20 protein-coding genes are annotated in these 19,539 nt (G+C 48.5%); 1 reads left to right on the top strand and 19 read right to left on the bottom strand.

The window, feature by feature from the left end; all coding sequences use genetic code 11:
* Nucleotides 1–19 precede the first annotated feature (19 nt).
* From C7R94_RS06595 to C7R94_RS06505, 19 genes are all read right to left on the bottom strand, one after another.
* The gene (locus C7R94_RS06595) at nucleotides 20–1,375 is read right to left on the bottom strand and encodes a helix-turn-helix domain-containing protein (protein ID WP_106779273.1); all 1,356 of its coding nucleotides are present in this window, start codon (nucleotides 1,373–1,375) and stop codon (nucleotides 20–22) included.
* 175 nt (nucleotides 1,376–1,550) lie between these two features.
* The gene (locus C7R94_RS06590) at nucleotides 1,551–1,841 is read right to left on the bottom strand and encodes an aspartyl-phosphate phosphatase Spo0E family protein (RefSeq protein WP_106779272.1); all 291 of its coding nucleotides are present in this window, start codon (nucleotides 1,839–1,841) and stop codon (nucleotides 1,551–1,553) included.
* Between the two features lie 592 nt (nucleotides 1,842–2,433).
* Nucleotides 2,434–3,819: a helix-turn-helix domain-containing protein gene (locus C7R94_RS06585; RefSeq protein WP_106779270.1), complete on the bottom strand. Its 1,386-nt coding sequence runs from the start codon at nucleotides 3,817–3,819 to the stop codon at nucleotides 2,434–2,436.
* Between the two features lie 428 nt (nucleotides 3,820–4,247).
* Nucleotides 4,248–5,189 carry a malate dehydrogenase gene (gene mdh / locus C7R94_RS06580; protein ID WP_015893779.1) on the bottom strand — a complete coding sequence of 314 codons (942 nt, stop codon included), beginning with the start codon at nucleotides 5,187–5,189 and terminating at the stop codon, nucleotides 4,248–4,250.
* Nucleotides 5,190–5,219: 30 nt separating this feature from the next.
* Nucleotides 5,220–6,161, bottom strand: coding sequence for an ethanolamine ammonia-lyase subunit EutC (gene eutC / locus C7R94_RS06575; protein WP_106779268.1), 942 nt, complete (start codon nucleotides 6,159–6,161; stop codon nucleotides 5,220–5,222).
* Between the two features lie 20 nt (nucleotides 6,162–6,181).
* Entirely contained in the window at nucleotides 6,182–7,543 is a 1,362-nt protein-coding gene (locus tag C7R94_RS06570) for an ethanolamine ammonia-lyase subunit EutB (protein ID WP_047069976.1), read from the bottom strand.
* A gap of 20 nt (nucleotides 7,544–7,563) precedes the next feature.
* Nucleotides 7,564–9,024 carry an ethanolamine ammonia-lyase reactivating factor EutA gene (locus C7R94_RS06565; protein ID WP_106779265.1) on the bottom strand — a complete coding sequence of 487 codons (1,461 nt, stop codon included), beginning with the start codon at nucleotides 9,022–9,024 and terminating at the stop codon, nucleotides 7,564–7,566.
* Nucleotides 9,025–9,166: 142 nt separating this feature from the next.
* On the bottom strand, nucleotides 9,167–9,763 hold the full coding sequence (locus C7R94_RS06560) for an ANTAR domain-containing response regulator (RefSeq protein WP_429780242.1): 597 nt from the start codon (nucleotides 9,761–9,763) through the stop codon (nucleotides 9,167–9,169).
* A complete protein-coding gene (locus C7R94_RS06555) occupies nucleotides 9,729–11,189 on the bottom strand; it encodes a sensor histidine kinase (RefSeq protein ID WP_106779263.1) in 1,461 nt (486 codons plus the stop codon). The genes C7R94_RS06560 and C7R94_RS06555 overlap by 35 nt, the downstream gene beginning before the upstream one ends.
* A gap of 93 nt (nucleotides 11,190–11,282) precedes the next feature.
* Entirely contained in the window at nucleotides 11,283–11,726 is a 444-nt protein-coding gene (locus C7R94_RS06550) for a EutP/PduV family microcompartment system protein (protein WP_106779260.1), read from the bottom strand.
* Complete coding sequence (eutS, locus tag C7R94_RS06545; RefSeq protein ID WP_007720097.1) at nucleotides 11,723–12,064, bottom strand: ethanolamine utilization microcompartment protein EutS; 342 nt, start codon at nucleotides 12,062–12,064, stop codon at nucleotides 11,723–11,725. The genes C7R94_RS06550 and eutS overlap by 4 nt, the downstream gene beginning before the upstream one ends.
* 2 nt (nucleotides 12,065–12,066) lie before the next feature.
* Nucleotides 12,067–12,354, bottom strand: a complete 288-nt coding sequence (locus C7R94_RS06540; RefSeq protein WP_007720099.1) for a EutN/CcmL family microcompartment protein — start codon at nucleotides 12,352–12,354, stop codon at nucleotides 12,067–12,069.
* A gap of 4 nt (nucleotides 12,355–12,358) precedes the next feature.
* Nucleotides 12,359–13,186, bottom strand: coding sequence for a hypothetical protein (locus C7R94_RS06535; RefSeq protein ID WP_106779257.1), 828 nt, complete (start codon nucleotides 13,184–13,186; stop codon nucleotides 12,359–12,361).
* A 15-nt stretch (nucleotides 13,187–13,201) separates the two neighbouring features.
* Nucleotides 13,202–13,978 (bottom strand): phosphate propanoyltransferase, encoded by a 777-nt coding sequence (gene pduL / locus C7R94_RS06530; RefSeq protein ID WP_047069987.1) that lies wholly within the window; start codon nucleotides 13,976–13,978, stop codon nucleotides 13,202–13,204.
* 9 nt (nucleotides 13,979–13,987) lie between these two features.
* The gene (gene eutM / locus C7R94_RS06525; protein WP_047069988.1) at nucleotides 13,988–14,275 is read right to left on the bottom strand and encodes an ethanolamine utilization microcompartment protein EutM; all 288 of its coding nucleotides are present in this window, start codon (nucleotides 14,273–14,275) and stop codon (nucleotides 13,988–13,990) included.
* 49 nt (nucleotides 14,276–14,324) lie between these two features.
* On the bottom strand, nucleotides 14,325–15,818 hold the full coding sequence (locus C7R94_RS06520; RefSeq protein WP_047069990.1) for an acetaldehyde dehydrogenase (acetylating): 1,494 nt from the start codon (nucleotides 15,816–15,818) through the stop codon (nucleotides 14,325–14,327).
* Nucleotides 15,818–16,303 (bottom strand): BMC domain-containing protein, encoded by a 486-nt coding sequence (locus tag C7R94_RS30895; protein WP_106779254.1) that lies wholly within the window; start codon nucleotides 16,301–16,303, stop codon nucleotides 15,818–15,820. Before C7R94_RS30895 ends, C7R94_RS06520 begins: the two co-directional genes overlap by 1 nt.
* Before the next feature lie 35 nt (nucleotides 16,304–16,338).
* The gene (eutL, locus tag C7R94_RS06510) at nucleotides 16,339–16,989 is read right to left on the bottom strand and encodes an ethanolamine utilization microcompartment protein EutL (RefSeq protein ID WP_016739628.1); all 651 of its coding nucleotides are present in this window, start codon (nucleotides 16,987–16,989) and stop codon (nucleotides 16,339–16,341) included.
* A gap of 333 nt (nucleotides 16,990–17,322) precedes the next feature.
* Nucleotides 17,323–18,219, bottom strand: a complete 897-nt coding sequence (locus C7R94_RS06505; RefSeq protein ID WP_047069992.1) for a LysR family transcriptional regulator — start codon at nucleotides 18,217–18,219, stop codon at nucleotides 17,323–17,325.
* A 127-nt stretch (nucleotides 18,220–18,346) separates the two neighbouring features.
* Here C7R94_RS06505 and C7R94_RS06500 point away from each other — a divergent pair, with 127 nt between their 5' ends.
* Nucleotides 18,347–19,414: a YeiH family protein gene (locus tag C7R94_RS06500; RefSeq protein WP_106779252.1), complete on the top strand. Its 1,068-nt coding sequence runs from the start codon at nucleotides 18,347–18,349 to the stop codon at nucleotides 19,412–19,414.
* The last annotated feature ends 125 nt before the right edge of the window (nucleotides 19,415–19,539 follow it).

Raw genomic sequence — 19,539 nt, 5'->3', positions numbered from 1 at the left:
TAATTCGGATATTTTTAGCCTAACATATATCACTCTGCCTATTTTGTTGCTTATCCACTAACGACTTTGATACCCACACCCATAATTTGAACAAACTGCTATAATTGTTATAGTCTTTAGTAATATCAGATAAGGAGAGACACTGAAACGTTTCATTAAGCCCCTCTGCATACTTCTCTTTTTCTAGCAAGTATTTCGCCATTTCATTCCGAAACTGGATATGTTCACTCATGCCGATAGCGTCTATGCGCCCCTTCAAACTATCTATATTTTCTGCAAACTTATCAAATATTGAGTCGATGGAAAAACCATGTTCATTGGCCGCTTTCACAATCGTTACTAAACCGGAAAGTATTTCTTTCGGATGATCATCCAGGAATTGAATATACTCAGGGATAACGTCACCATCCCCCATCAGGATATTCAATGTGTATAAATTGGCGGTTGCCCATGTTCGAAATTTCTGAACCTCGATTTGTCCAACTTCATCCAAGAGTTCAAACCAGCTTAAATCAGCATATCCTTCAACATATCGCTTCGCTTCTACATACAACTCTTGTTTTTCTAATGCTATACTTTTAATAAGAAATGATTGTCCATAGTACACAACCAGATGACGTTCTGTTGCTAACATTTCACTCGGTATGTTGTTTTTTCGCCTCCGCAACTCATCCGCATAGACAATTGTAGACAATTCTCTTAATTCATCTGAATAATGCTCCATTTGCCTCCACTTATGCAGCGTATAACAAACATTGGCCAATTGCAGAAGAGCATCCAACTGGATATATTCCGGTAAGCGCCTTCGATACGGATCAAATCGAATAACTGCTTTCCAATTTTCTTCAAAATTCGTTCCTTGTACAACTATTCGAAAAAGCCTGTACTGACTCATCACAAAGTGGTCAGAAAAGCTATCTTTCTCATTCTCAATGACATATTCATAAAAGGACACCGATTCTTTCAGTTGCCCTTTCTCATATAGCTGTTCTGCAATTGCAAACAGAATTGAGATATTTTTCGGATTCTCCAGCAATATGGGAACGGCAGCCTCTATGCAATCTTTTCTCCCAACCTCCACGCATCGAGTCAAATAAGGAATTAATCGTGGGCGCGATATTCTCTGCTCCGATAAACATTCTTCTGTATACAATTCATATAACCAACCCTGCTCACGTCCAAATACCTCAGCGAACGCATCTAATTGCCCTATGGTCATAGCCCTCGGGGGATTTCCATTTAATATCTCACTCAAACTACCGGGGTTAATGCCCGTTAATTCACCCAGTTTGCTTAATGTATAACCGTGCTTTCTCCGACATTGTTCGATTTCTGACCGCAGTGACTGATACAATGTCCCTTGCAGCCCTACCATATAGGTTCATCCCTTCGCTTTATTTCACAATTTTTTTGAAATACACTACTTTACCTTCCTAGCGTTTCGTCATCAAGTTCATAACTTTTTGACCTAGGAGTCAGCAGATATTCGGACAATGACTTAACGGAAGGGTTTTTGGGGGCCTTGAAGTGTTAGAAGAATGACCTTATCTTTACTTTTCCGTTTTCAATCTGTTTTGTGCAATGACAATATATTTATCTAATTGTTGGCTTACAGCCAATACCTTATCATGTGAGAGACCATACTTTCCTGCCAATTCCATCATTTCCTGTCGTAACTGTTCAATTCTATTATCCAACTCTAAGTGGCAACCGATTTCCTTTACCATGCCCCGGATCGTACACTTACTTTTAGGGGCTGATGCTGTTCCTCTTTTGGGGGAGTTTCCAGGGTGAAAAGAAACATCCCTATCTAAAAAATTTGCGATAGCAGTAATGTCCAACGCCCCCTCTCTTTTACAATTTATTACATATATTTACTATACAGGGATGTGCAGAAATTCACCGATTAAGAAAAATTGAATAGAAAAAAACATCCCATCAGGGGGATGTTTTCTAGGGTCTGCTATATATTTAACCGCCTATTCCATTACCATATTGAATGACTACTCCATCATTAGATATCTTTGCTGGTTCACTTTCAACATTGACACCCGGAGGCACGTGAAATTTTAGCCATTCTACCTTGATTAGACATCGCTTTGTCTGTTAAGTTTCCCTACCCTTGAGTGCCATGTTGGTAGGCCTTGGCCGTAATTTTGTCATAATGATCCGGCGTATTAAGTATACCCCCAAAAAGTCCAAACGTAATAAAAAATGCCAGGATAAAAACTTTCATCCTTCCATCCCCTCCCTCTACTTACTAATCGTTTTCAAACATTTGTTTGAATATTGGATTGAGACCTAACCATCAGTACCATGCTCTAACATAACAATACTGATGTTAGATCGCTTTTCTATAAGTGGAGAACCCATAAATAAAGAATGGACTCAGCCTTTAGGCAAGGTGGAAATGCGTATTACTTTTTAATAATTTTAGAAAATCAAGTCAGCCTTCTTTCTACCTGTAACAATTGCTTTATATTGTTCCACTTGTGTTGTGGATGCATACTGCCGATACTCTTCAAATAATGTAACACATTTAAGAGTATCCTCATATCGGCTCATCAAATCAGCTAAGGTAAGGCAACATAAGGTTTCTTCAATCCCTTTCTCTATCCTCCCTTTACCGAATTCATAAATGGCTGTCTGATACTGAAACTGAAGATGTCGGTCTAACCCAATTGCATCTGTAAATTGACCAAAACTGGCAATATGTGAGGAAAACCGCTCCACTACCTTATCCACACAAAAACGGTAGATATTAGCTGATTTCATAATGGAAATCAAACCAGCAAGTATTTCAATCGTGGGAAGACTTTCGAGATAGTCTGCATACTCCTCAATGATATTTGCATTGCCAGACAATACCTCCAAGGTGTATAGGTTAGCCTTTGCCCAAATCCTGAATCTTTCAACCTCTTGGTGTCCAGCTTCATCAAGCAGTTCAAACCATCCTAAATCAGCGTATCCTTGTACATACGGTTTGGCTTGTACATACAGTCCTTGCATTTCCAAAGCCGCACCTTTAAATAAATACCCCATACCGTAGTAATAAACGAGAGGACGCTCTACTTCCGGGAGTTCACTCTTCTTGTTTCTTTTCAACCTATCCAACTCATGTATGTAAATCGTTTCTGCAAGAAACCGTAATTCATCTGCATACTGCTCTGATTTCTTCCATTTCTGCAAAGCGAAACAAACCCGTGCTAATTGAAATAAAGCATCCAGCTGATAGTTTTCAGGAAGCCGATTCCGATAAGGGGAAAACCGAATAACTGCCTCCCCATTTTCTTCTGAATTGGTTCCGAGTGCAGCCCGAAACAATCGATACTGACTCATTACGAATTGGTCAGAATGTCCATCCTTCTCGCTATCAACGACAGCCTGATAAAAAGGCACGGACTCTTTTTGTTTTCCGCTTTCATATAGCTGTTCCGCCACTAAAAAGAGGGTCGAAATATTTTTAGGGTTGTCCAACAATTTAGGAACAACATCGTCTATGCAATCTTTCCGCCCAACCTCCGCGCATCGAACTAAATATGGTATCAACCGAGGGCGCGATATTCGCCCCTCTGATATGCATTCTTCCGTATACAATTCGTACAACCAACCTGGCTCGCGACCAAACACCGCCGCTAGCGCATCTAATTGACCAATGGTCATAGCCCGCGGTGGATTTCCGTTCAGAATCTCGCTTAAACTCCCATGGTTGATGCCCGTCAATTCACCTAATTTACTCAAGGTATAGCCGCACTCTCTACGGTGTCTTTCAATCTCTGACCGCAGCGACCAGTGCATCGTCCCTTGCAGCCCCCCCATAAAGAACCAACCCCTACTTTTTTCCTTTATTTTACAATAAAATATATTTTTTTGAAAGATTTTTCTTTACAATTCTTAACATTCCAGTAATCTAGTTCGTCACTCTTCGCACAATTCCTCCAATGTCTTGCGAATACAGCCTCGTAGGAAGAAGCGGATTTCCAGTCCTAGCGCCTCTGGAGCCCTACCCAGCTCCGAAATAAATAGCGGGGGTTTTCAGCTTCAACCTCTGAAAAAACATCCTCGAAACTCTACTTTTGAAGCGCTCCCGCTATTTATTTCGGAGCGAACAGTACCCGCCCTCAGCAGGGCGTAGGCTGAAGCGTAGACTGGAAATCCGCTTCTTCCCTCCACTACGGCTACTCCATCCACATTGTAAAAAAAGCTCCGCCAATACATCTGGCGAAGCTTTCATTTTCATACTGTGCTTATGGCATAGCTACTTTCATAACCGCACGAACGGAATCTGCGGATTTATCCAAGGCTGCTTTCTCAGCAGCAGTCAGATCCAGCTCGATGACTTGCTCGATACCGTTTCCGCCCAAGAGAGTTGGTACGCCCAGGTAGATATCGTTGTAGCCATACTCGCCTTGGAGTAGAGCGATGGATGGGAGGATGCGCTTCTGGTCTTTCAAGATCGCTTCTGCCATTTCTACCAGAGCTGCCGCAGGTGCATAGTAAGCGGAACCGTTGCCCAAGAGAGCTACGATTTCGCCGCCGCCTTTGCGTGTACGCTCGACGATGGCATCCAGACGATCTTGTGGGATCAATTTTTCGAGCGGGATGCCGCCAGCGTAGGAGTAACGCAAGAGTGGCACCATGTCGTCACCGTGACCGCCCAATACGAAGCCTGTTACGTCATTTACAGATACATTCAGTTCCATCGCTACGAACGTACGGAAGCGAGCTGTATCCAGTACGCCGGATTGACCGATTACGCGGTGTTTCGGGAAGCCGGATGTTTTGTAGAATGTATAGGTCATCGCATCTACCGGGTTGGACAGGATGAGTACGATGGAGTTTGGCGCATATGTTTTCACTTGCTCGGCAACCGAGCGCATGATGGCTGCATTCGTTGCTACCAAGTCGTCGCGGGACATACCTGGCTTACGAGCAATCCCTGCTGTGATGATTACGATATCGGAGCCTTCGATGTCTTTGTAGTCAGAAGTACCTGTGATGCTAGCATCGAAGCCGAGAACTGGGGAAGCTTCCATCATGTCGAGTGCTTTCCCCTTCGTTGGGTTTTCCAGTTGCGGAATATCCACCAATACGATGTCAGCCAGCTCTTTTTGCGCCATGATGAACGCAGTTGTCGCTCCAGTAAAGCCACTACCGATTACGGCTACTTTTTTTCTGCGGAATGTCATGTAGAATCCTCCTCGTCGTCATTGGTTCTATTACAAGACTAGTTTTACACCACTTGCTTTTTGCTCCAGCATTTTGGAGAGGATTGTCCCGATGTGGGCCCCCGCCTCAACCGGAGATGTACCTTGACGATGAATATTCGAGATCACTGTACGCTCTGATTCTACCATACCTTTGCGTGGACGGTAGCACATGTACGCACTCATGGAATGCGCCGTAACCAGTCCTGGACGTTCTCCGATCAAGAGCACCAATACTTCTGGCTCCAAAATCTCCCCGACGTGATCCATGCTGGCTACGCGTCCGCCCTTGATAAAAAATGGGGTGCCGCAGGTCAGTCCGTAGCTTTTCAAAGAGTCCATCAGGGATGGAAGCACGTCTTTCAGGTTCGCATCCACAGCAGCGGCACTCAAGCCGTCTGAAACGACGATTTGTACCTGCGGTTTCTTTTGGCAGCGCTCTTGGAGCATGCGCACGCCTTCCTCAGTGAGGATACGTCCCATGTCTGGGCGCTTCAAATAGTTTTCCGTGTTGTCATACTGTGTTTCCACTGTGAACAGAGAGAACTGGTCGAGCACCGCCTGACTGACTTCACCATATACAGCATCCACAGCCGCAGCATGGTCGCGGCGCAATTCGAGCATGGTTTTGGTCAAAGGTCTCACACCTGTACGCCAAACTCCGATGCGCGCTGGCGTGCTGGACAGCAATTCATCCAAGCCTTCCTTGTACTTCGGATTCGGCACATGTGTGGTTCTCTCTGGTTCTTTCGATGGAGCAGGCTGCTCATTCACTACAGGAGCCGATGTCGGTGCGGCTGTCGCATTTGCTACTGGCTCTGCCTTTGGCTCCGATCTCAGTTGGATCAAGCCTGTCTCTTTTTTTGGTGACGGAGCTTGTTCTGTGGCCTCACCCAGCTTCTTTTGCAGCTCTGCTACTACTTTATCTACCAAGAAATCTAATTGTTGTTCCATCCGTCTTTCACCTCCTGATCTTACATGAAGATTGTCGGATCGCCTGCTTTTGCAGTCAGTCTACCGTTTTCCATGATGCCCATTTTCTCCAGCCATTTTTCAAAATCAGGAGCAGGTCGCAGTCCCATCACTTCACGGAATGCCGCAATATCATGGAAGCTCGTCGATTGATAGTTGAGCATGACATCGTCAGCCATCGCTACGCCGATAACAAAGTTAACCCCTGCCGACGAGAGCAAAATGCCGAGATTGTCCATGTCGTTTTGATCGACCTTCATGTGGTTCGTGTAGCATACGTCACAGCCCATCGGCAAACCGTGCATTTTGCCCATGTAATGGTCTTCCAGTCCCGCGCGGATAACTTGACGGCTGTCGTACAAATACTCAGGTCCAATGAAGCCAACTACTGTGTTCACGATAAACGGATTGTACTTGCGAGCAAGTCCGTAGCAGCGCGCTTCCATTGTTACCTGGTCCATGCCGTGATGCGCCTCGGCAGACAGCTCTGAGCCTTGGCCTGTCTCGAAATACCAGAAGTTCGGCCCGTAGGAGGTGCCTTCCTTGCGCATCAGCTCATCTGCCTCATCCAGCAGTGCTACATCAATACCAAATGCATTGTTTCCTTTTTCACTACCCGCCAAACTTTGGAAGATCAAGTCTGCTGGTGCCCCATTACGGATGGCACGCATTTGCGTGGATACGTGAGCCAATACGCAGTTTTGCGTTGGGATATCAAACTTGGTCATCACGTCTTTGGTCATGTTCAAAATATCCTTGACGCTGTCCGCTGTATCGATAACCGGGTTGATCCCGATAACCGCATCGCCGATTCCGTAGCTCAGTCCTTCGTACAGAGACGCTTTGATGCCTTGTACGTTATCGGATGGATGGTTCGGCTGTACACGAGAAGCCAATACGCCCCTCTGACCGATTGCCGTGTTGGCATGCGTCACAACTTTGATCTTGGACGCAGCGGTAATCAAGTCCAGGTTGCTCATGAGCTTGGCAGTCGCTGCGATCATCTCACTGGACAAGCCGCGGCTGATTCGCTTGAGTTCATTATCGCCTGCTTGATGGCTCAGAATGTACTCGCGCAGCTCAGCTACACTCCAGTTCTTGATTTCGTTGTAAATCTTTTCGTTGATGCCTTCTTCGATCACACGCGATACTTCGTCTTCTTCTGCCGGAACCATCGGATTGTTGCGGATATCCGCCAATGTCAGATCAGCCAAAACCTGCTTGGCAGCTACACGTTCCCGGGAATCAGCAGCGGCGATGCCAGCCAGCTGGTCGCCTGATTTATCTTCATTAGCTTTCGCGAAAACTTCTTTCAAATCGCGAAATTGATAGGTCTGTCCAAGCACAGTCGTTTTCGTGTTCATCACGTCCACCCCTTCTTACGTTACGGCTTTTCATCAAACGCGAGTGTTTTGACGACGACGGGAATAATCGTTCCCGAGATCGGCTCACCCAGATCGATGTAATCGCCGTATTCCACACGCACCTGATCGATGCAAATGATTTCCGGTGCCCCTTTGCAACGCAGCGCCAAGGCCTGCCCGAGCGCTTTCGCCATATCTGTTTCACAGATCACGACCATCGTTTGACTCTCGGGGAAAGTTGCCCGGTATTGCTCCGACAGCTCCTGGGACAGCGTCTGCAACAGAGCGTACGAGCAGTACCCAATGCCGGAGATCGCGAGTGCGCAAGGAATCCCTGTCGTTTTTTCAAACAGGCGCTCACCCAGTTGGTAGATCGAAGCCACTTCCTGTCGCAGTCGTGTGGCATCTGCCAATTGTTCCTCGGTAAGCTCCAGCTTGAGAATCGGAATATTTTTAATCGGCAACAGCTCCGGGTTGATATGCACGGTTGAACCACTAATCTCCGTGCTCTGCATCCCCGCGCCAATTACCGTTGCCCTTACTGTTTGATCCGGGTCTAGCCACTGTACCGGATACGTTCCTTTTTCGCGCTCCTGCTGGAGTACATATCCGAGCAGCGGGCCGAAATCACCGTATCGGCTCGCATCCGCTATATTTCTGACGGGAGGTCCGCTCATGAGCAGACCCACACCGCCTGAGACAGTCAATTCGTCAACAGGGATGGCATCGCGCAAATGCGGCCCCACTACGAGCAAGCCTGATACTTGGCGCTCTTTTCCCGTCAAATAATCGAGCATACTGCGTCCCAGCTGTTCGGCAACCTCTGTGAGCTGCGCGAATCCGATTTCCTGTCCGACTTGAATACGCAGTCCTTTTGCCGTCAGCCATTGTTGAATGTTCGGCGACACGTATTGAACAACACCCTGTGGACTGAGACGGATCAGCCTTCCTCCGACGTGGAACGTAACCGTCGCAATCGCTCGGCCACGTTGGAAGTAGGCTGCATTCGCTGTGCCTCCGCCAATATCGACATTGACGATTACACCTTGCATGGCTTGCGAGCGTTTCTCTGCGCCAGCGCCCTTGCCCGCCAGCACGCCTTCAAGGTCAGCACCTGCTGTCGCTACCACGAAATCCCCGGAGCGTTCAGCCAGCAGATGAACGATATGCTGTGCGTTCTTTTTGCTGGCTGTTTCTCCGGTAATGATGACCGCCCCGGACTTGATTTGAGACAAGCTGATTTGTGCCTTGTCGTACTCGGCTGCAAGAATCGCTCCGATTCCGTCTGCGTCGATTTCATCAAATCCGATGAGCGGTGTGGAATGTACTTCACTCGCATACAGCAATTGTCGCTCCACGATCTGATAACGCGGCAGCGAAAACGTGCTGGACATGCGACCCAATCGCAATCGGCTTACGATCATTTTGGTCGTGCTTGTTCCCACATCGATCCCGACGCTTTGGATCCATTGTTCGTCCATATGAACCTCCTTGAACCATTGGCGTGTCAGACGGGCCCTACGAAAAAACGCTTGAACAGCCGGTTCCTCGCTCCCGGTCTGATTCAAGCGCCTTTGCTTTCTTCGTATCTACTTGTCACTGCTTTTTATGATAACGTCAGTACTAGCCTTGCGTAAAAATGGCCTGCTCGCCTGACAATATTTCCTCTGCCAGCTTCACAAGCGGCATGCGCCGTTGCATGCTAACTTGCTGCATCCATTTGTAAGCCGCATCCTCTTCCAAGGATAGGGCGCTCATCAGCTTTCCTTTTGCCTTTTCCACTGCCTTGCGATCCTCGATCTTTTGCTTCAGATCGTTTATATCCTTCTTCAGGGAAACGACTTTTTCCTTTTGACTGAGTGCGATTTCTACTGCGGGAATCAAGTCATCCTCCGACACCGGCTTCACCAAGTAAGCCGTCACACCCGCTTTTCTGGCATCCTGAACGAGTTCCTTTTGGCTATAAGCCGTCAAAAGAAGAATGGAACTGTCTGAAAAGGAACGAATGATACTGCTTGCCTTGATTCCATTCAAGACAGGCATTTTCACATCCATGATGATCAGATCGGGCTTGTGACGATGGGCCTGTTCGACTGCCTCTTCTCCGTTTTTCGCCTCGGCAACCACTAAATACCCTTCATTTTCGAGCATCTCGCGCAAATCCATGCGAATAATCGGCTCGTCATCAACTACCATAATCTTCGGCTGTGTCATCTTCATCCTCCTTTTGGATCGGATAGAGTATGGTAACCTCTGTCCCGTTCCCAGTGTTGCGGAAATGCATCGTGCCTTCGAGGTCTTCCCTGACCAGTGTATCGACAATTTTCAGGCCGAGATGGCCCTTTTTGTGGATTTGCTCCATGTCCTCGATGCCTACACCGTCATCTGTCACAGACAGACTCACGAAGTCTTCCTTGGCGACGAGTGCTATAGAGATTTTCCCTTCTTGCTGCTCATGAAAACCATGAATCATGCAATTTTGAATCAGCTCGGTGACGATCAAGGCAAACGATGTTGCTTTGTTGGACGGCAGATACACCGATTCGCCCGTCACCACGACGTGTATAGCTTGCTCAGAACGTCTCATCGAAGAGACGATTATTTTCGATATTTTGGTTAAAATCTCTTTGAAGTCAATCTGCTCCAGACCATCCTGTGCCAAGTATTCGTGAATAATGGCGATGCTGTTAATGCGATTGATGCTTTCCCGGTATACCTTTTCAATCTCGTTGGACTGCGAACGCCGCATTTGCAGGCGCAGCAAGCTAGAGATGGTTTGCAAATTGTTTTTGACCCGGTGGTGAATCTCTTTGATCACCGCGGATTTGATCATTAATTGCTTTTCTTTTTCCCGAATGTCCGATATGTCTCGCAGGAGAATGAATCCCCCGATGATGTCTTGCTTGCGGACGGACGAAACCGCTTTCATCATGATAAAATGTTTGCCTTTTGACAGCTCCTCCTGAATATAACCCCCGTTGCGCACAAAATTCTCCGGGGTAACTCTCCAGGAAAAAATACGTTCGATGCTCTCTCCCTTTTCCGGCCGTTCAAAGCCAATCAAGGAGAGCAGCTTGTGGGCACGAACATTCGCGTACGTGATAACCCCGCTCTGATCAAACAAGATCATACCCTCGTGCAAAAGTGACGAAATGGGCAGATCATGCATAGCGAACTGGATGAGCGTCTCGCTTAAATGCTCCGTTGTTTCCTTGAGCATTTCGACGTTCTTTTCCTGTTCCACCTGTTTGGATATATCTTGTTCAGTTATCAAGGTCCCGATTGTTTTTCCAGCCGCATTCGTGATGGGTACGACGCTTTGTCGCATCACGACCTGCTCCTGTGAAACCCCACGCGAACCGATGACGGGCTTGCCTGTAGTCAGACAATACATAACAGCCGGCTCATTAATCGCCGTCGCCAAATGCCCTACGACCGATCCACTGTACATAGAGCGTGCCGTACTCGGTGCAGCTTGTGCGACTACCATCGCAGCGCTCCGATCTACCGTCGGACAATCGATAAACATGTCCGCTTGAGACAGATCAGCAAAAATCTGAAGCTTGGAAGCCAGATCCTCCACAATCCGAATGTCGTCATCACTCAACGTCGTGGACGCTTTGCACACTTCTCGTATTGATTGCATGTGAACCTCTTTTCACCTGCTAGGAGTTGATATGACCTCATTTTCTCACAGACACGCTGCGGCGGAAAGGGGTGTAATACTGGTTAATCACGCTTACTCGTTTACAATTCCCTGCAAATACGCTCGCAATTCTGGCACTCCCTCACTCGTGAGCGAGGAGGTCCGGAAAATTTTCGCATTGCCGAGCGATTGACGCAGGAATTGTTCTGCCCTCTCTACATTTGCATCAGGATGATCCATTTTGGTAATGACCCCGATACACGATTGCGGAAACCCTTGTGAAAAGCCAGGAGGGAAATAATTGCGTTCCCTTGTTGCATCCTGCACCATCACAATGACCTTCGCCTCAAGAGAGGTAGCCATAAGCGTGCGGTAAAACATCGGGTTTTCGCTGTACTCACCCGGAGTGTCAATCGCCCAGTCCCGATATTCGAGCGCTTGCGTCTTCCTGGCAGGCTGTTCGTCATTGAACAGCGCCCGCACCAGAGAAGACTTTCCTGCTTCGATTGCACCGATAATCATTACACGGCCGGTCATGATTTCGTCACCAATGCCGGTGTAAACCGCAGTTTTTCGCTCAGTACCTGATTGACCGCCTCGACTGCCATCTCAACAGCGGATACATCTCCTACGACAATCAGCGAACCTGTAAAACGATCGAGAAACCCAAGCTCGACGCCAGCAGCCTTTGTCGCAATGTCTGCGGCAATAATGGCTGTTTCGGTAGGCGTCAAAGTCAAAATGCCGATTGCACCGGCCTCATTGATACCTAGCTTGGTATAGAGCATTGGGTCAGGGTTTGCGATTACATGAGCCAACGTGACCTGTTTCCCTGGCACGAATTCCTGGATGACTCGTGAACGTTCCTGTTCCATTCCTATTCCTCTCTTCCTGCGGCACCCGGCACCTCAAACGAATCCACGATGCCTACGATGATCGCATCGATCGGCACACTGGTGCCGGAGAAAAGGATTCGGGCAGGCGTCCCACGAGAGACGATAACCTGCTCCCCGATTCCCGCACCGATCCTATCCGCTGCGATAACGGTTTGTCCGCCTTCTTCGCCACGCCAATCAATCGGCTGAACCACCATGAGCTTGAGATTTTCCATACCTGCTTCTTTTTGCGTGGCCCAGACGCTGCCGATCACTTTTCCCAAAAACATGCGATCACCCTTTTCCTAAATAGCTGACCGTAATACCGCGTTCTCTCATGCTGTCATAAGCTAGCGGAGAAACAATTGCACCTTTTTTCACGATCAAAGTCGTATCGCGAAGCTCAGGCTGAGATCTGATCCAATCCGCTGTCAACAGCTTCCCGGAAAAGACGGCTTCCTGCTCATCCAAAGGAGTCAATGTCGGTTGTTCTGTCTTGTTAGTAGTCTCCACTTTTTGCAGCTGAGCTTTCAGCTTGGAAACCACGCGATCAGCCAGACGGCGTTGTTCTGCAAACTCCACACCCAGCTCTTTCATGCTCTCAACGTGACGGTTGAACAGCTTTTCATAAGCAGGTGTCAGTGTCAATGTTTGCAGGGTACGACGGTCTGCGCGCTTGATCCCCGGCACATCGGAACCAGCGATGACGAATTTGCCCGTCACCAATGCGGAAAAGACGATTTCCGCTTTAATTGTTCCTTTTAGACCGGAAGCAATTCTCGCTGCATTATCCAAATCGATTTCTGGAATCACAATACCGACATAATCTTTCGGCACTTCCAACGGGGCAGGAGCGTACTCATCTGCTGTAAGAATTTTTCCTGCTCCCCCACATTCGATCTTGTGCATTCCCAACCAGGAAGAGGTTTCTCCGTCCAGGAAGAGAATGTCATGGCAGATCCCGTGGTTTTTCAGTTGGATAAAATGATCCTGAAACGCCTCATGAGCCTGGCTGTCGCAAAAAACGTACAGGACACGAGGCGCTGTGCTGCTTTGCTTTTCTGTATTCATCGACTGCAAAATTTCTTTTGTAATCGACGCCACCATTTCTCTGATGTCCATCAAGCTCAACCTCCGTTAGCCGGAGTAAAATTGCCCGTTCTTGCCGATCACTTTTACCCGGTCGCCCGTTTTCAAATTAGCGGCATTTCCTTCATCCGTATCAACGTGGAAATCAAGTGCAAACTGCGGATGTACACGAACGACCACATCTGGATAGATGATAGGACGATCGCTTTGAGTCGCCAGGATTAGCGTATCGCCATCCTTCACTTGATATTGCTCGGCATCTGCTGGAGACATATGAACGTGGCTCTTCGCTACGATTACGCCTTTGTCCATCACAACAGTCCCTTTTGCCGTTACAAGCACCATTCCTGGTGTTCCTTCAATATCTCCAGACATACGCACAGGGGCATGAACACCTACTGCGAAGCCGTCTGTTCTGGAAATTTCCACTTGTGTCGCGCCACGAGCTGGTCCCAAGATGCGAACTCCGTGAATGCTGCCTTTTGGTCCTACGATGGTGACTGTTTCTTGGCAAGCAAACTGGCCTGGCTGCGACAAATCACGCATTGGCGTCAATTGATGGCCTGCTCCGAAAAGCTTTTCCACATCTTCTTGCGACAAGTGAACGTGACGATTCGATACGCCCAAAGGAATTTCACGCACTGCCTCGGCAGCTTGATTGGTGGAAGGCTGCTGGTGCTGATCTACTTGTTTCACTTGAATCCCTCTTCCTTTCAAGAAATCTGCCGCTGCTGGTGTTATTTTATCCCCTTTCTCAACGAGAAAGGGGTTTGGGATACCTGACTTATGCATTGCTCTCAAGGATGCTTCTGTAATCACTGCCATAGGGATTTATTACCCTTCGAGTTTAGGCAGGATCAATTCAATGTCTCCATGAGGGCGTGGGATTACGTGTACAGATACGAGCTCTCCTACTTTTTCAGCAGCAGCGGCGCCTGCGTCTGTGGAAGCTTTTACTGCACCTACGTCACCACGTACCATAACAGTTACGAGACCGCCACCTACGTGTACTTTACCAATCAGTTTTACGTTTGCTGCTTTTACCATTGCGTCAGCAGCTTCAACTGCTCCGATCAAACCTTTTGTTTCTACCATTCCCAATGCGGACATTTCTCCAGCCATTTTTGTATCCTCCTTAATTATATCTCCAAGATTTTAGTGTTTTACGACATTAAGACGTCATTTCTGTTAACACGGATTTGATGATGTTCTTGATCTCATCACGGCTCAAGCCAACGTTCATGGAAGAGACAGCCTGTAGAACAGCTTCTTCCGCTTGTGTCGCAGGAGCTTGTGGTGCTGGCGTTGATTGTGGCATTTCTTTGATGCCAAATGCAACACGCTTGATGTTGAACATGTGCTTCGCACCGATGTTATCGGAAGTGATGTTGCCCCCTAAAGAACCGCATCCAAGTGTGAACGCTGGTTGTACGCCAGTCGTTGCACCAATTCCTCCGAAGGTCGTACCCGTATTGACCGGAATTCTGGATGCTGGCATTGCTTGACCATACGCTGCGATGACATTGTCATCCTGGGCGTGAATACCCGCTGTATGACCAAGACCACCATGCTCCAGCAATTCGCGGCAACGGGCAAACGCTTCGCTGTCGCCTTGAACAGTGTAGAGGGCAAGGACCGGAGCCAGTTTTTCAACGGACATCGGATATGCTTTACCTACATTGTTCTCCTCCGCAATCAGGACACGTGTATCAGCAGGGATGGTGATACCTGCCATTTGAGCGATCACATGCGGAGAGCGGCCAACGATCTTCGCGTTCAGCGAGCCGTTTATCGTGACAATGGCAGCTACCTTTTCCTTTTCTTGCTCGTTCAGGAAGTAGGCGCCTTCACGCTTCAGGGCATCAATCAATCGGTGCTTGGCGGATTCCTCCACTACCAATGCTTGCTCAGAAGCGCAGATTGTACCATAGTCAAACGTCTTGCTCTGCACAATGCGCTTGGCAGCAGCAGCAAAGTCAGCACTGTGGTGGATGTAGACTGGAACGTTACCTGGTCCTACACCGTAAGCAGGCTTACCGGAGCTATATGCTGCGCGTACCATCGGCGTTCCGCCAGTAGCGAGAATCAAATTGGTCAGCTTGTGCTTCATCAACTCGTTTGTCGCTGGTAGCGTAGGCTTGGTAACGCAATGGATCAAACCTTCTGGTGCTCCAGCCGCTACTGCCGCCTGTGCCATCAGTCGCGCTGCTTCCAACGTACATTTGGCTGCCGACGGATGCGGGCTGAAGACAATCGCATTTCTCGCCTTGAGGGAGACCATCGATTTATAGATAACCGTGGACGTTGGATTGGTAGAAGGCACGATACCAGCTACGATACCGAATGGCTGCGCCACTTCCCATACCTTGTTCTCTTCGTCCTTACGGATGATGCCAACCGTTTTTACATCTTTCACAGATGCGTACACATCTTGAGCAGCAAACAGGTTTTTCATCCGTTTGTCAGGGATATTACCAAAGCCTGTTTCTTCTACAGCCATAGCTGCGAGTCGATCCGCATGCTCCACGCCCGCTTTGGACATGGCTTCGATGATTCTGTCGACTTGTTCTTGGCTGTAAGTAGCGAACTTGGCCTGTGCTTCCTTCGCTTGTGCGAGGTAGGTACGCACTTCCTGTATGGAATACAGATCAGCGTCGAGTGTCATTAGGCTTTGTCACCTCCGCCTTGTTTCTCTTCCAACAGACGAATGAGATCTTCTTTCTTCGCCATGTTGATTTCGTTCGTTGTCAGCGGGAAGTCCGCATACGAACGCGCCATTTTGCGCAGATCATTGATAGACTGATCTTGCAATTTAGTCGCTGGCACTTGGGCCGGCTCTGCCTTAGCCTCTTCTTTTACTTCCGGTTTCAGCAGGTTTTTAAGCATTTTTGGTACATTTTCGTCAGGACGTGGAATAACGTGTGAGTGCAGCAATGTTCCGACACGTCTCGCAGCTTCCGCACCAGCATCTACTGCTGACTGTACGGAGGAGACATCTCCGATTACATACACGGTAACGATCCCTGCGTCCGCGCCTTCATAAGAGACAACTTTGACGTCAGCCGCTTTGGCAGCAGCGTCTGCGGCAGCGATGAGAGCAGGCAAGCCCAATGTCTCGATCATGCCGAGTGAATATGACGTAGCGCGCATTTACATTACCTCCCCTTCAAGAGGGAAAATCCCTATTATCGTTTGACAGGCTGTTGGGCGACACTTCTTACGGCATCAGCAAAAGCATCGGCGGCTGCCGTGCATGCCGACTGGCTGCCAGTGAGTAGCGCTCCCCCAAAGTTCGTTTCTGTCGGTGGACCAAAAAATTGAACCATTTCTACATCTGCAGCCTTGAGGGCGGCATCAATACCATACATGGCTTCCAGCGGTGGTGCGATCAAATAGGCAAGCGGTTCACCTTCTCTGATTCCCGCCAGTTGGGACAAGTAGCTGCCCGTCCGCGACACAACATGGGCGTAATACGCATGCGTCCCTTCATCATTCAAAGAGTAAAAGCATGCTCCGCTCTCCATAAATGCAACGGCTGCATCCAGTCCGCTCTGCACCTCCGATGGCGTCGCGCCTCCGATCATCCCGATGAACTCGCCGGACAACGGTCCAGACGCATGGCCTGAGCCTGCATAAAACGACTTGGCATACACAACTTCCACCGCTGCCTTTTTGGTCGCTTCATCAATGGCCGTATACCCCACATCGTCAATCGTGGAGGTCAAAAGCCCCAGACTTCGGATATGAGAAGGCAGGTTCAGCTTCTCCGCAAATTGAGGATCGACATTGGGAATCAGTCGGATCGCAAGCGGCGTCGCTCGAATTGGTTTTTCCATGCGTGTCACTCCTTTCAAGACAACTTCCCTTTTCAAAAGCAAAAAAAGGTGCCTAAACACAAAAGAACATGCTTTGTGTTCAAGGGCACCTTTGCCTTTTGATTATTCACTTGTGGGTAGAAGATAACACATGATTTACGTGCTCTTTTACCTGTCTCTAATGTAGAACAAGGCTGGGAAAAATGCAAGCGTTTTCGGCATTCCGTCACTTTTCCATATTCCGGTCAGATTACGGACACAAGCCCTCCCGCCTATTGGCAAAAGCACACGGGGAAAATGGCGAATTGATTCGGACTTTTTCAGCAGCACCGATGAATCGTGCCGCTTCCTCTTTTACGTATGGGCACCCTCTGGCACATGTGTGCGGATGAGATCCATGAAGATGTCCAATGCTTTGGTATGAAACTCGTCAGATTTCGTGACGAGCGAAAAATCACGGGTAACCGGCGTCCCCGGCACCTTCAATGTACAAAGCGTGCCGAGCTTGCGTTCTTTGCGGATGGCCCAATAAGACAGCAGGCTGATTCCCAAGCCCGCTTCCACTGACTCCTTGATCACCTGTGTACTGCCGAACTCCATTCGCTTGTGAGGTGTGATTTGCAGCTGGCGAAACATTTTTTCAGCCGCTTCCCTCGTGCCTGACCCTTCTTCCCGCACAATCCACGTTTCCTTCATCAGCTCGTCAATGCTGACCTCAGACTGCCCAGCCAATCGATGCTCTGGAGAAGCAATCAAATACATACGATCATCAGCAAACGGCTCCACGCACATTTTTTCGTCCACATACTCGCCCTCAACAATCCCGACGTCGAGCTGTCGCTTCGCCACCAGCTCAGCAATGACTGTGGAATTGTGAATCGTAATCGTGGGGGTGATCATTGGGTAATACTGACGAAGACGGGCAATGACGTGAGGCAGTACATACTCTCCATAGGTGTAACTGGCGCCAATCGTCAAATGCCCGCTGGGTGTATTCATCAAATCATCCACGAGACTCTGCATCCGTGTGTACAGTCCCAAGATCTCCCGAGCGTGATGATAGACAATCTCCCCCGCTTTATTCAAGCGAACATATTTGTTGCTTCGCTCCAGGAGCTTTGTCCCTATCGTGCGCTCCAGCGCATGAATATACTGACTAACGGCAGGCTGCGTCATATGGAGCTCTTCTGCAGCTCGGGAAAAGTTCTGTCTGTCTGCAACCGTCACGAACACAAGCAAGTGCTGATCCAACTGCCTTCACTTCCTTTCCACCACTAACCATTCATTTCACTTATGATTACTATCGCAATGATTTATTTTTCTTATTATAACAGTTGCCGTATGCTGAGTTTGTAAAACTTTTCGAGGAGTGATGGCAATGGCGACTCAGGTAAAAAGTAGCGTGCCATTGAATGAAAGCAATGCCAGCGTACAGCCCGCTAAAAACAACGAAAGCAAACCTGCATCCTTCTCGCTGTGGATAGCCGGAATCGCTTTTACTTTATTCATCGCCCTGACAGGCTACGGCTTAGCAAAAATACCTGGCTTTCAACAAGTTGGCCCCCTCGCCTGTTCGATCCTGATCGCGGTCGCATACCGGCATTTTCGTGGATATCCGGAAGCATTGCGATCAGGGATTCAATTTTCCGCCAAACGTTTACTGCGTCTGGCTATTATTTTGTACGGGCTCAAGCTCAATATCGATGTCGTCTTGAATCAAGGCCTCGGGCTTCTCGTCTATGACGCTGGTGTCATCATTTTTGCCATTGGAGTCACGATGCTGATAGCCAAGTGGCTAAAAGCAGACTCTTCCCTCTCCCTCATGCTCGGAGTCGGTACAGGCGTCTGTGGAGCAGCGGCGATTGCAGCCGTCTCTCCTATTGTTGCTGCCAAGGATGAGGATACCGCCATTGGCGTAGGAATGATTGCCCTCGTCGGCACCCTATTTGCTATTGCCTACACGATCCTGCGTCCATTCCTTCCCCTGTCCGCAGTCGAATACGGCATGTGGTCAGGAATCAGTCTGCACGAGATTGCGCATGTCGCGTTGGCTGCTGCACCGTCGGGTCAAGATGGGCTAGCGATTGCACTGCTGGCAAAATTGGGGCGTGTGCTTCTGTTGGTTCCACTCTGTTTTATCCTGATGATTTGGATGAAACGCTCCGGGAAATTACAAAGTGGCACCAAAATCGAATTCCCTTGGTTCCTGATCGGCTTCCTCGCCATGAGTGTTTTTGGTAGCTACGTTCTCGGCACATCCATTCCTGTCTCAGAAGCGTTCCATAACGGTGTCGCCAATGTCACAACCTTCGTGCTCACCATGGCGATGGTCGGGCTTGGCCTCAATGTCAATCTGCGTGCACTGCGAACAAAAGCGGCGCGCCCACTGATTGCCATGAGCATTACCTCGATTCTTTTATCGGTTCTCTCCTTTGCATTGGTATAAAAAGCTGTGGATAACCAAAGATACGGGTTCAAACTCGCCGATTCCTTGATGATCGGCGAGTTTTTTTGTGGATAAGGACAAGGATTATCCCCATATGTTGATAAAGATGTGTACATCTTTGCAGA

It is taken from the genome of Brevibacillus sp. NRRL NRS-603, from assembly GCF_003013445.1.
Classification (GTDB): Bacteria; Bacillota; Bacilli; order Brevibacillales; family Brevibacillaceae; genus Brevibacillus; species Brevibacillus formosus.
This window is presented reverse-complemented; position numbering and strand designations above follow the sequence as displayed.